The sequence below is a fragment of the Candidatus Krumholzibacteriota bacterium genome (genome assembly GCA_016932415.1).
GTDB lineage: Bacteria > Krumholzibacteriota > Krumholzibacteriia > Krumholzibacteriales > Krumholzibacteriaceae > Krumholzibacterium.
Window position 1 is genome coordinate 107,558 of the sequence record JAFGCX010000034.1, and the last position, 13,165, is coordinate 120,722.

Below are 13,165 nucleotides of genomic sequence, written 5' to 3' on the forward strand. Positions count from 1 at the left end.
TATATGTCATTTGAGATGATAAATGTATTGATTCTGGCCGTGATACAGGGTGTGACGGAATTTCTGCCTGTCAGTTCATCAGGCCACCTTGTTCTGGCCGAATCGATTCTCGGCAGTCCCGTCGGAAGAGGGCAGGGATCCCTGATGTTCGAGATTGCGGTCCATACCGGAACGCTCGGCGCGGTAATTGTGATATACCGGGAACGGGCCAGATCCCTGTTGAGCGCCCTGTTCCAATGGGTATCGGGTGCTTTTAAAAGTGATGAGGGAAATATCGGGGAACTTCGCTACCTGGTATGGATACTTCTTGGATCGCTACCTGCCGCTGTAGTGGGGATATTCCTTCGCGTCCACATCGTCAGATTTTTTGATTCCCCCGTCCTGACTTCAGTCTGTCTTCTTGTGACAGGTTTCTTCCTGCTTTTCTCCAGAAGGCGATCGGGCGATTCCGATCTGACCTGGAAGATCGTCCTGTTGATCGGGGCCGCCCAGGCAGTGGCTATTCTCCCCGGATGTTCAAGAAGCGGGTGGACGATTACCGCGGCGCTTCTTGCCGGCGTGGGATTCAGAAAGGCTGCCGAGTTTTCATTTTTTCTTTCGATCCCCGCGGTGCTCGGCGCCCTTCTGCTCGAACTTATCAATGGAGAGGCTGTATTTACAAGCATGGGGGTCATATATCTTTTGACCGGGATGATCGCCGCCTTCGGGTCTGGATTACTCGCGTTAAGACTGCTCATCTATCTTCTCGAAAAAGGCAGGCTTTACAGGTTTTCGTGGTACCTGTTACCGGCGGCAACGGCCGCCCTGTGGTATTTTATAAAGACCGGGTGAGAGATCAGCATCATTGAGGCGACTTCACCATTCAGGAGTCGTTGTTGACCAGGAACGCGCTCTGTGATAGATTTAATCTTTTGAAAATACGGGCCTGACCAGAATCAAGGAGTGACAATGCTCGACAAGGTCTATGATCCGGCATCGATAGACAAAAAATGGAGCCGGATATGGGCGGAAAAAGATGTATTCCACGCCGGTGGCCGTTCCGGCAAGCCTTCTTATTCGATAATACTGCCGCCGCCGAATGTGACCGGAAAACTGACTGTCGGACACGCTCTGGGAACGACTGTCCAGGATATATTGATAAGATGGAAGAGACTTCGCGGATTTGACGCCCTCTGGCTTTCCGGGACAGACCACGCTGGGATCGCGACTCAGAACGTAGTCGAAAAGGCATTGAGGGAGCGGGGGATCGAAAGGTCTGACCTGGGCAGGGAAAAATTCCTTGAAGAATGCTGGAAATGGAAAGAGCAATATCACGGAAGGATAGTCGAACAGCTTGAGAGGCTTGGAGCATCGCTCGACTGGAGCAGAGAGGCCTTTACTCTGGACCCCGGAGTATCGCGCGCTGTCAGAAAGGTATTCGTCTCTCTTTATGAGGAGGGAGCGATCTACAGGGGAAGGTATATAGTCAACTGGTGTCCTTCCTGCCAGACGGCGATCTCGGATGAAGAGGTGGATTTCAGGGAAGAAGACTCGAAACTCTATTATATCAGATATCCATTTACGGACAGGCAGGGGGGCGTCACTGTCGGTACGACAAGGCCCGAGACAATGCTCGGTGATGTCGCCGTGGCCATGAGTCCCGAAGACCCGCGCGCCGGTGAGTTCAAGGGACTCACCGTGCGGCTACCCCTGACAGACAGGGATATTCCGATAATCTTCGATGAAGCAGTCGATCCCCAGTTCGGTACCGGATTTCTTAAAGTCACGCCATCCCACGACTCGACGGATTTCGAAATCGGCCTGAGGCACCGGCTCGACCCCGTCACCGTGATCGACAGGCAGGGGAAGATGAACGATGATGCGGGAGCTTTTGCCGGAATGGATATTCTTACCGCCCGAAAAGCGGTCCTGTCGGAACTTGAAAAAAACGGTTTTCTCGAGAAGATAGATGACTACAGGCACTCGGTCGGGCATCACGACAGATGCGGGGTCGTAATCGAACCATATATATCCAGGCAGTGGTTTTTGAAGATGGAGCAGCTGGCAGCTCCAGCCATATCGGCGGTAGTCGACGGAGAAATAGGGTTTTTCCCCGTTCGATGGAAAAATATCTACCTTAGCTGGATGGAGAATATCAGGGACTGGTGCATATCAAGACAACTCTGGTGGGGCCACAGGATCCCCGTTTGGTACTGCGGCGACTGCAACGCGGAGATAGTCTCGATGGACGATCCCACCGAATGTACGCTCTGCGGGAGCTCTGTTCTGAGCCAGGATGAGGATGTCCTGGACACATGGTTCTCCTCATGGCTATGGACTTTTTCGCCGATGGGGTGGCCCGATGAGACAAAGGACCTGGAAAGATTCCATCCTACCGACGTTCTTGTGACCGGGGGGGATATCATTTTCTTCTGGGTCGCCAGGATGATAATGGCTTCACTGAAGTTCAGGAAAGAGATCCCCTTTTCTTCAGTCTACATCACCGGAATAGTAAGGGATGCAAAGGGTCGAAAGATGAGCAAGTCGCTCGGCAACTCCCCCGATCCTATCGATATCATAGAGAATAACGGAGCAGATGCTTTTCGTTTCTCTCTCATGATGCTTTCACCTCCCGGCCAGGATATCATGTTCGATGAGAAAAAGGTCGAAGTCGGCAGGCATTTCGCCAACAAGATATGGAACGCCACGCGTTTTGTCACGGGCCAGGGTGGAAGCGATCTGGATCTATTCGGAGGGCGGGTAGATCCCGACCAGGATGATCCCGTGATAGACCTCTTCGGGGCCCTTTATGGCAGAGAACCGGCGGGAGAAATCCGATTCGGATGGGAGGACAGGTGGATCCTGAGCCGGCTGGCGACGAGATTCGGGGAATTCGAGAAGAATCTTGATTCTTTCAGGTTTGACGAAGCGGTCAAAACGATCTATGATTTCTTCTGGCATGAGTTCTGTGACTGGTATCTCGAACTTTCAAAGCCGGCGTTCCGCGAAGGGGGAGAAAGAAGTGCCGGAGCGGCAGTGGCGGTGAGGGCGGTACTGGGAGTATCAATGGTGATGCTTCATCCGGTGATGCCGTTCATATCAGAGGAGATATGGAGCATGCTCTCTGAAGATCCTCCTCTTCTCGCGGGATATCATTTTCAGGGGATCGACGGAAGGCTTGTCGATACCGGTCTTGAAGAGGATGTCATCGTATTCAGGGAGATCGTGACCAGCATTAGAAACCTCAGACAGAGTTTCAATATTCCACATCAGCAAGAGGTAAAGGTCATAATTAACTGCGAACAGGGAAAGTCGCTTCCCGAAAAGCTTTCCCGATTCAGCAGCCAGATAGCCCTGATGACCACGGCAGGTTCGCTTCATATAGCGGAAGGGGCGGAGAAACCAGGAGCCAGCGCGGCGGCAGGCCACGCGTCAATAGAGATATACCTTCCCCTCGAGGGGATCATCGATATAGAGGCTGAAAAGGCCAGGATCGAGAAGGAGCTTGGAAAACTGGCAATCGAATGTGATAAGATAGGCGCGAGACTCTCGGGTGGCGGATTCGCGAAAAAGGCTCCTGCCGAAGTGGTTGAAAGGGAAAAGACAAGATTCGAGGAGATGTCTGACAAGAGAAGCAGGCTGGAAAGAATACTGGAGGACCTCCGGTGAACGAGGATAAAAAAGAAGAGAAGGAAGAAAAGAACGAAAAAGAGATCATCGCGGAATCCCTCGATATAAAAGGGGAAAAGACCGTCGGCGAGATCCTCCTGTCCGCGAGGGAAAGATCGGGGTTGAGTCTCGACGCGGTCAGTCTTGAGACGAGGCTGCCAAAAAAATCGCTTGAATATCTTGAGACTGATAATTTTGAAGCGATACCGGCAAAGGTTTATGTGACCGGTTTCCTGAGAACGTACGCCGGCGTCCTCGGCCTTGACGTGCAGCAGATCCTGAGCAAGTATGAAGTCCAGACAGGGCAGACCCATCGCAGCAAGGGGGATTGCTGGGAGATAGAAGAGAGTACGGTCGAGGAAACGCTGGCCTCTCCCAGGATCTTCAGAAAATATCTCCTTCCTGTAATCGGGCTAGGGATCATTATCGCAATCGTGATCTGGCTGGCGGTGAGAACGGGAAGCGACAGTGTCGAATTGCCGGATGATTTTCCGATTGCCACCGGGCAGGGAGTCACCGCAGGGCAGGAACTTCCGATCGATGAGTCCGGCGGAGGGGACGCCGAGTCTTCAGGTGAAGTGCTTCAACCCGAAGAGGTCGAAGCGAAACAACCCGTATCTTCTCAATCTTCTCCGGCGCGCGATGAGAATAACAGTGAGTTTGAACTGAAGATCATCGCCGGCAGGGAGGATACGACCTGGTTTGATATCGTGATCTACACAAGCGTCGATTCGAGACCGGACAGTATCTTACGTGATTTCATCCTGTTCCCCGGACAGGTCGAATCGATCAGGACTAACCGATCGGTTTTTTTCAGGACTATCGGTAATGCCGGCGGGTTTACGATGGAACGAAGCGGAAAGAGACTTCCCTCCTTCGGTAGAAAAGGCGTCGTAAGAAAAAATATTACAATTACCGGCACCGATATCATCAACGATTAGAAACAGTTTCCGGCAGGCAGGATCCCCTGCGCCCTGGCTGGTCTGCCGGCCAGAATCCCTTCTGTCCGGAACTGAAGATTTGGTTCATGCCTATTATGACGCAATACAGGATCAGTACTGATTATTCCCTGACCGGAGATCAGCCTCAGGCGGTCGAACTACTTCTCGACGGGATCGCGAGGGGGAAGAAACACCAGACCCTTCTCGGGGTGACCGGATCGGGAAAGACTTTTACGATAGCGAACGTGATCGCCAGGTCACAGCTGCCAGCACTGGTGATCTCGCATAACAAGACTCTCGCTGCGCAGCTCTATGGCGAATTCACATCTCTTTTCCCTGAAAGCGCCGTGGAATATTTCATCAGCTATTATGATTATTATCAACCCGAAGCCTTTATCCCATCGACCGATACCTATATCGAAAAGGATGTCTCGATCAACGATGATATCGACAGGATGAGACTTCGAGCTACCGGGTCGCTGATGACAAGAAAGGATGTCATCGTCGTTGCAAGCGTCTCCTGCATATACGGTCTCGGATCGCCGGAGTCATTCGCAAGGATGACGTTTTCTCTCAAGGAGGGAGAAGAGTTCGGCCGTGACCGTCTTCTCAGGAAACTCGTCAATATCAGGTACAGGAGAAGTGATATCGATTTTGTAAGAGGGAGCTTCCGGGTCAGGGGGGATACGATCGACCTGATGCCTTCCTACATGGAGAAGGCCCTGAGGATAGAAATGTTTGACGATCAGGTAGAGAGGATCTCGGTGATCGACCCCGTTTCCGGCAAGATCGAGCGCAGGGCTCCTGAGATCTCCGTTTTTCCTTCTTCGCATTTTGTCGTATCGGAAGAAAGTATCGGTTCCGCCGTTGAGGCCATAAGGGCAGACCTTGAGACCAGGGTGGCAGAGCTCAAAAATAACGGGTTCGATTACGAAGCCAGGAGACTTGCCACGAGGACAAAGTACGATATCGAGATGATGCTTGAGATGGGGTACTGTACCGGGATTGAGAATTATTCGAGATATTTCACGGGACGCTCTCCCGGTGAGAGGCCTGCAACGCTGATAGATTATTTTCCCGATGATTTTCTTGTCGTTATCGACGAATCGCACGTGACCATTCCTCAGATAAGAGCGATGTACAACGGGGACAGGAGCAGGAAGCAGACACTTGTAGAACATGGATTCAGGCTTCCTTCAGCTCTCGATAACAGGCCTCTCAAATTCGACGAGTTCGATTCGGTGATCGACAGGTTCATATATGTCTCGGCTACACCATCGGAATATGAACTGGAGAAGTGCCACGGGGAGATCGTTGAACAGATAGTAAGACCGACAGGCCTGCTCGATCCCCGGATCGAAGTCCGGCCGGTGGAGGGGCAGGTTGACGATCTTGTCGGCGAAATACGCAAAAGAGTAGAAAAAAGACAGAGGATCCTAGTCACTACGCTTACAAAAAGGATGGCCGAGGATCTTACCGCGTACCTTGAAAAACTCGGGATAAAGGTACGTTATCTCCACAGCGATATCCACGCCCTCGACCGGATGGAGATCCTCAGGGACCTTCGCTATGGCGAGTTCGACGTGCTGGTCGGTATCAACCTCCTGCGCGAAGGGCTCGATCTGCCTGAAGTCACGCTTGTCGCGGTGCTTGATGCGGACAAGGAGGGATTCCTGAGATCACGAACATCACTGATCCAGACTGCCGGCAGGGCGGCAAGACATACCGACGGCACAGTGATCTTCTACGCGGATCGCGTTACCGGATCGATGGAGAAAGCGATCGAGGAGACGAACAGGAGAAGGGAAAAACAGGAGGAGTATAACTTAAGATATGGCATCGAACCCCGGTCGATAATCAAATCGATCGAAGAAGTCCGGATCTCCACTTCAGTCGCTGACGCGAAGAGCAGGGAGAAAAAACCTGTCGCCGATGACCTGTTATTACCGATTGATATCGATGATCCGCGCCTTATAGAAATAATGGAGATCGAGATGAGGAAGGAAGCGGACGCGCTGAATTTCGAAAAAGCGGCAAGCATCAGGGACAGGATAGAGGAGATCAGGATGAATCTAAGCAGGAGGCAAAGGCGTGCGGACCCATGAACAGGCGGTAGATACTGCCGTACGAAGAGCCCTTGAAGAAGACCGGGCCTTCGAGGACTTGACGTCAAGGCTCCTTGTCGGCGGCCGTATGGCAGGGCGTGGAGCGATCGTGGCGAGGAGAGAGGGAATAATTTCCGGACAGGATGCCGCCATGGCATCGTTCAGGTGCCTCGACGATTCTATCGAATATGACGTCGTCATTCCTGATGGAGGAAAAGCGGGGGCGGGATGCGAAGTGGCAAGGATGTCAGGCCGGTACGCGGCAATCCTGTCGGCAGAGAGGACTGCGTTGAATTTTCTTGGACACCTTTCAGGGATAGCTACTCTGACGTCCGAGTATGTCCTCCGGACTGGTGATACGGGGATTAGGATACTCGATACCCGAAAGACGATTCCGGGAATGAGGATCCTGGAAAAAAAGGCTGTAGCGGATGGGGGGGGAGTAAATCATCGTCCTGATCTCGCTTCATATATCCTTGTAAAGGAAAACCATATAGCGGCAGCAGGCGGGATAGAGGCGGCAGTCGAGATACTCGGCCGGCAGATCACCGACGCTGAAATTGAGGTCTCCTCTCTGAAGGAATTCAATGCCCTCAGACCGGATCCGCCGGCAAGGATCATGCTTGACAATTTTTCTCCTGGGATGATAGACGAAGCTGTTGCCAGTATGGCCGGATGGGAAGGGCGAAAACCGGAGATCGAAGTCTCAGGAGGGATCGATCTTGAAAATATTTCCTCATACCTTATAGAGGGAGTCGACTTTATATCGGTCGGAAGACTTACCTCCTCCGCCCCATCCCTCGACCTGAGCCTACTGCTGGAAGGTGCGGTATGACTGCCTGTGATGATTTCAGATTGGATGACGGTTGTGAATGGGAAGAACTCCATCCGGCAAGGTTGCTCGGTATGATGGCTTCCACCCGGCTGGGCAGGACAGTGACTCTGTATGATGAGATCGATTCGACGAACAGGGCCGCCGCCGAAGCGGCGGCAGGCGGAGCTCCGGAGGGAGCGGTGTTCATAGCGCGGAGGCAATATGCCGGCAGGGGAAGAAAGGGCAGGGATTGGGTCGCAACAGAAGATGGCAGCCTCGTTTTTTCGATAATTCTCAGGCCATCGCGGTCGCCCGAATCACTCACCACGCTTCTCGCTCTGGCAGTGGCCCGGACTGTAGACAGGATATCGCCTGAACTTGAAACATCGATAAAATGGCCGAATGATATATTCATCGATGGGAAAAAAGCCGCGGGGATCCTGGCCGAATCCAAGGGAAATGACGTCATCGTCGGGACAGGGATAGATATAAACGAGACTATTGATGATTTCCCCGAATGGCTGAGGGAGATCGCCGTTTCTCTCAGGATCGTCTCGGGAATGAGGTTTGACAGGGGAAAGATACTTGCCGGGATAATCGCAGAGCTTGAGGATCTCTACTCCAGATGGGAGAGGGAGGGATTGAGCGTTTTGAAGTTCGATGTAGAAAGAAAACTTCTCTGGAAGGGGATGGAAGCCTCGATCGATACAGGTGCCGGAATTTTTTCGGGAGTGATCACCGGTATCACCTCCGAAGGTTATCTCAGGATGATCTCGGCCGGGGGAGAGGAGATCTTTCAGACTGGTGATGTCGCAGCGAAAGCCGGAGGATAGATGAAAAGAATACTCGTTTTCGACAGGGGTAATAACAGCCTAAAAGCAGCTCTTTTCATCTCGGGAGCGATCGCGGAAAGATGGAACTGTTCCCCCGGGCATGATCAGGACGTGATCGATGGGATCATCGAGGAATCGGTCCCGGATGCTGTAGCGTTTTCAAGCGTCGTTCCCGGTTGGGACAGGTCTCTCTTTTCCTGTTCCAGACGCAGTGGCTGCGATGATATTCTCAAGGTGGGGATCGAAAGTGAATTGCCATTCAGGGTACTGACCGACGAGGGTTCGTCGATCGGTACTGACAGGATCTGCGCTGCTGCCGGCGTGGTGGAGGAGGGATCCTCCGAGGCTGTCATAATCGATGCAGGTACTGCGGTGACCGTGGACCTGCTTTCCCGGGAAGGATTCAAGGGAGGGGCAATCTTCCCCGGGCTTGCTCTGCTGCTTTCTTCTCTTCATACCGGTACAGCTGCTCTTCCCCTGCTCTCTACGGGTGGTGATTTTTCTCCTCCACCGGGGAAATCAACCACCGGGGCGATAATGGCGGGGGTACACTTCGGGTTCATAGGGGCTGTAAAGGAGCTAGTCGCGAGGACTATTGCTTCCCACGGTGGGGATATCGATATTTTTCTGACCGGCGGAAGCGCCGGACTGCTGAAAGAATATCTGCCGGCAGAAACGAGAGAAGCCCCCGACCTGGTCCTGAAGGGCCTTCACCTGATATATCTTTCCACAAGGGAGAGATGATGAAAGTACGTGTAGACACCGATCCCCCTGCCGCCTTTCCGTCTGAGAGATATCCGCACGCCATTACTTAAAATAATTCTCAGCGGAGACTTTTTTTTCTTGAAAAAAAATCCTTTTCACAATATATTATGGCTCCCGATTGAGTAGCACTCCGGGGTGTTGAGTGCTAACGTAAAGTTAATAAAAAATTTACAGATGGCTAAAATTAAAAAAGGAGGGTGAAATGAAAATTACGCCACTGGCCGACAGGGTCCTGGTAAAGCCTGTAGATCCTGTGGAAGTAAAGAAGAGCGGGATAATAATCCCCGATACTGCCAAGGAAAAACCCCAGGAGGGTCAGATCATCGCGGTAGGAAAGGGCCGGATGAACGAGAATACCGGGGAGAGGATCGCTCTTGAAGTCAAAAAAGGCGACAAGGTCCTCTACGGAAAATATTCCGGTACCGAGATCACAGTCGATGACAAGGAATACCTTATATTAAGAGAAAGCGATATTCTTGCTATCGTTTAGCCTGCAGGAAGGAGTGAATTTCAATGGCAAAGCAGCTTAAATTTGATGTCGATGCCAGGGATCGCCTGAAAGCGGGCGTTGATACTCTGGCAAACGCGGTCAAGGTGACCCTCGGTCCGAGGGGCCGCAACGTGATCCTTGACAAGAAATTCGGTTCGCCTACGATCACCAATGATGGTGTCACGATCGCCAAGGAGATCGAACTTCAGGACCCATGGGAGAACATGGGTGCTCAGATGGTCAAGGAAGTAGCGACAAAGACCCAGGATGTCGCCGGTGACGGGACCACTACCGCGACGATCCTCGCTCAGGCGATAATCACCGAAGGCCTGAAGAATGTCACAGCCGGAACGAATCCGATGTATATAAAGAAGGGGATCCAGAAGGCTGTCGACGCCGCGGTGGATTTTATAAAAAAACAATCGAAGCAGGTCCGCAAGCGCGAAGAGATATCTTCAGTCGCCACTATTTCCTCAAACAATGACACCGAGATCGGCGAACTCATCGCTGAAGCGATGGAGAAGGTCGGCAAGGATGGCGTCATAACAGTAGAGGAAGCCAAGGGGATGGACACCGCGCTTGAAGTCGTGGAAGGTATGCAGTTCGACAGGGGATATCTCAGTCCCTACTTCGTTACCGACGCGGAACGGATGGAAGCTATCATAGAAAGCGGATATATTCTTATATACGACAAGAAGATATCGGCCATGAAAGATCTCCTTCCGATCCTCGAAAAGGTAGCGCAGCTTAACCGGCCTCTTTTGATAATCGCCGAGGATATAGAGGGCGAAGCACTTGCCACGCTGGTAGTCAACAAGTTGCGCGGGACCCTTCAGATAGCGGCCGTAAAGGCGCCTGGGTTCGGAGACCGCAGGAAAGCGATGCTCGAGGATATAGCGGTCCTCACGGGCGGGAAAGTGATCAGCGAGGATGCAGGATTCAAGCTTGAGAACGCCACTGTGGCCGATCTTGGCCAGGCGAAAAAGATATCGATCGACAAGGATAACACGACGATCATCGAGGGAGCCGGCAAGGTAGCGAAGGTCAAGGAACGTATCAATCAGATAAAGGTCCAGATCGAAGATACCTCGTCCGATTATGACCGTGAGAAACTGCAGGAACGCCTCGCGAAACTGGCGGGCGGTGTCGCGGTCATCAAGGTCGGAGCGGCGACCGAGATCGAGATGAAAGAGAAGAAAGCTCGTGTCGAAGACGCTCTCGCGGCGACAAGGGCCGCCGTTGAGGAAGGAATAGTCCCAGGAGGCGGAATAACACTTCTTCATGCCGCGTCAGCGATAGAAAAGCTCAAGCTCGAAGCCGAGGAAAAGATCGGTGCCGATATAGTCGCGAAAGCTCTTCACGAACCGGTAAGAATGATAGCGATCAATGCCGGCAAGGAAGGTTCGGTCATCGTTGAGCAGATCAAGAACTCCAAGCCGGGGATCGGTTACAATGCCGCTACCGGTATTTTCAGCAATATGGTCGAAGACGGTATCGTCGATCCGACCAAGGTGACGCGTTCTTCCCTTCAGAATGCCGCCAGTATCGCGGCCCTGCTTCTTACTACCGAAGTCACGATCTGTGACATTCCGGAAAAGGACAGAGGCTCTGATATGGGAGGAGCCGGCATGGGTGGAATGGGTGGTATGGGTGGAATGATGTAGGGATCGTCCGCCGTAGTTCGCAGACAGGCGCCCCGGATATTATCCGGAGCGCCTGTTTCTTTAGAATTCGCTTGAAATCTCCCGGGAATATTAATATTTTACAACCGATAAGAGATTAAAATGATCTGGCATATAATGCTGGAAGAGAGCGGGATCAGATTCCGCTGACAGAGTTTGCCTGGACATAAACCTGGAGGTCTCAAGTGAACCGGTGGAAGAGAGTCGGGCCGTGGATGTTGATTCTGGGATTTTCGTTTTACATGGTAATATTTGCTGGCTGCGAAGACAATTCCAGTAATGTCATTCCGGAGAATCCCGATCTGGAAACGCTCAATATAATATGCCACGATCTGTCCCCCAGGCCTGGAGCCGAAGCCACGCTTACGGTGCAGGTCGATGGCTACAGCCCCGATGGCGCTTGGCCTGTTTACACATGGGAAGCCGAGGGAGGATCGTTTCCCGAGGGAAATTCCGGCATATCGATAAAGTGGACGACTCCCGAAGACCCCGGAATTTACAGGGTCTCAGTAATGGGAAGCCTCGAAGGAGTGACAGATACCATATCCAAGTATGTCATGGTGAGGAATTTCGACGAACTCTATACGGGGAGGATATTCAACTGTTCCCCGATCTTTCATTTCGGCGCGCTTTACTTTTTCGCAGAAGCCGGCGCGGTATCGCCCAGGGACATTTCTTTTCTCGGTTTTCATTGTTACAGATATTCAGTGTCAGGAAACGTGACCCTGGTATCAAATACTGAAGAGTCTGTCGGAGGTGGTCTGTTCCTGAAATTAAATACCTCGGGAAACACCGTCTCGGGCTCTTTTATAAGGAATTATTTCCCGACCCTTGTGCAGCAGAGACTCGAAGTATGGATCTTCCCTCTGGCCTTCGGTGACAAGTTCAATATAACGCGCGATGGCGGAGGGATAGTACCAAGGATGAACCAGCATATAACTCCCGAGCAGGATCAATTCGGGCAGAAGGTAGTATGGGAAGCAAGGATAGTGGGCGACCGCCCGGACGGGACCCAGGACCTCTCGAATATCGGGTTCTGGAACAGGGTTGCCAATGACACGATCTACGTTACCAACAGCCACGATTCGATGACTGTCCAGCAGGGTGTCGATCTCAAGGTCATCCACCGGTATTACAATAATATCAAACCTGTCATGACTCCGTCAGGTGACACTTTGATCTATTTCGTCGATACAACGGGAGTCTTCGAACCGTGCAAGATGGGGATCGAAGACAATCCGGTGGTATCTTCAAGAAAAGCGATGATGATCAGCGACGAGGAAGGTATCTTCGAGCAGGCTGGTATCAACATAAATCGCAGTACCCTTTTCATGTGGAACAAGACTTTTGATCTCCTGGGGTTTATTTCGCGGTCGAGACAGCTCTGTTTCCTCGATTACAAGAACGAGACCGTCACAGTAGTCGATGGCGTGGAAAATATCAAGGAATTCGCCTGGTCTCCCGACGAATCGGAATGCGCCGTCGTGAATGATGAGGGCATATGGAGAGTAAGTGTGGCGGGCGCCGTTTCGAACGCGCCGGTCTATGTCAAGGAGAGATCGACCGATGAGATCATAGGGATCAACTGGTCTCCGAATATTGAGGATCCCAAGATCGGATTCAGGATGGTCAGGAAAGGAAAGACTGTAGAGGATTCCTATTCCGCTCTCGTTCTGTGCATGCTCAATACGGGGATCAACGTCTATGCCTCGCCGAGCATCAACTGGTTCTCTACGTATGAACTGAGTTACACATATTCCGATTATTCGTATATGAGGATCTTTTTCACTGACGAGGAAGAGATATACGCGCCATTCCCGACTCCTGCTTGGTCAGGAGACCCGGACAGAAATGTGGAATGCGCGATCTTCCACAGTTATGAATAGG

Annotated in this window: 10 protein-coding genes; all 10 read left to right on the plus strand. The window is 52.0% G+C overall.

Features of this window, described 5'->3' with window-relative positions:
* Nucleotides 1–3 precede the first annotated feature (3 nt).
* The 10 genes from JW814_11660 (at nt 4) to JW814_11705 (ending at nt 13,164) form a co-directional block, all read left to right on the plus strand.
* A complete protein-coding gene (locus tag JW814_11660; protein ID MBN2072101.1) occupies nt 4–831 on the plus strand; it encodes an undecaprenyl-diphosphate phosphatase in 828 nt (275 codons plus the stop codon).
* Between the two features lie 117 nt (nt 832–948).
* Nucleotides 949–3,648, plus strand: coding sequence for a valine--tRNA ligase (locus JW814_11665; GenBank protein ID MBN2072102.1), 2,700 nt, complete (start codon nt 949–951; stop codon nt 3,646–3,648).
* Nucleotides 3,645–4,589 (plus strand): helix-turn-helix domain-containing protein, encoded by a 945-nt coding sequence (locus JW814_11670; protein ID MBN2072103.1) that lies wholly within the window; start codon nt 3,645–3,647, stop codon nt 4,587–4,589. The genes JW814_11665 and JW814_11670 overlap by 4 nt, the downstream gene beginning before the upstream one ends.
* 92 nt (nt 4,590–4,681) lie before the next feature.
* On the plus strand, nt 4,682–6,694 hold the full coding sequence (gene uvrB, locus JW814_11675) for an excinuclease ABC subunit UvrB (protein ID MBN2072104.1): 2,013 nt from the start codon (nt 4,682–4,684) through the stop codon (nt 6,692–6,694).
* Nucleotides 6,681–7,529 carry a carboxylating nicotinate-nucleotide diphosphorylase gene (gene nadC / locus JW814_11680; protein MBN2072105.1) on the plus strand — a complete coding sequence of 283 codons (849 nt, stop codon included), beginning with the start codon at nt 6,681–6,683 and terminating at the stop codon, nt 7,527–7,529. The genes uvrB and nadC overlap by 14 nt, the downstream gene beginning before the upstream one ends.
* On the plus strand, nt 7,526–8,341 hold the full coding sequence (locus JW814_11685) for a biotin--[acetyl-CoA-carboxylase] ligase (protein ID MBN2072106.1): 816 nt from the start codon (nt 7,526–7,528) through the stop codon (nt 8,339–8,341). Before nadC ends, JW814_11685 begins: the two co-directional genes overlap by 4 nt.
* The gene (locus JW814_11690; GenBank protein ID MBN2072107.1) at nt 8,342–9,085 is read left to right on the plus strand and encodes a type III pantothenate kinase; all 744 of its coding nucleotides are present in this window, start codon (nt 8,342–8,344) and stop codon (nt 9,083–9,085) included.
* A 223-nt stretch (nt 9,086–9,308) separates the two neighbouring features.
* Nucleotides 9,309–9,596, plus strand: coding sequence for a co-chaperone GroES (groES, locus tag JW814_11695; GenBank protein MBN2072108.1), 288 nt, complete (start codon nt 9,309–9,311; stop codon nt 9,594–9,596).
* A 23-nt stretch (nt 9,597–9,619) separates the two neighbouring features.
* Complete coding sequence (gene groL / locus JW814_11700) at nt 9,620–11,260, plus strand: chaperonin GroEL (protein MBN2072109.1); 1,641 nt, start codon at nt 9,620–9,622, stop codon at nt 11,258–11,260.
* A gap of 203 nt (nt 11,261–11,463) precedes the next feature.
* Nucleotides 11,464–13,164, plus strand: coding sequence for a hypothetical protein (locus JW814_11705; GenBank protein MBN2072110.1), 1,701 nt, complete (start codon nt 11,464–11,466; stop codon nt 13,162–13,164).
* Nucleotide 13,165: the final 1 nt, after the last annotated feature.

Excerpts from the sequence above, each read along its gene's own strand:
- JW814_11660 (MBN2072101.1), top strand. The coding sequence starts at position 4 with ATGTCATTTGAGATGATAAATGTATTGATTCTGGCCGTGATACAGGGT.
- JW814_11665 (MBN2072102.1), top strand. The coding sequence starts at position 949 with ATGCTCGACAAGGTCTATGATCCGGCATCGATAGACAAAAAATGGAGC.
- JW814_11685 (MBN2072106.1), top strand. The coding sequence starts at position 7,526 with ATGACTGCCTGTGATGATTTCAGATTGGATGACGGTTGTGAATGGGAA.
- JW814_11690 (MBN2072107.1), top strand. The coding sequence starts at position 8,342 with ATGAAAAGAATACTCGTTTTCGACAGGGGTAATAACAGCCTAAAAGCA.
- groES (MBN2072108.1), top strand. The coding sequence starts at position 9,309 with ATGAAAATTACGCCACTGGCCGACAGGGTCCTGGTAAAGCCTGTAGAT.
- groL (MBN2072109.1), top strand. The coding sequence starts at position 9,620 with ATGGCAAAGCAGCTTAAATTTGATGTCGATGCCAGGGATCGCCTGAAA.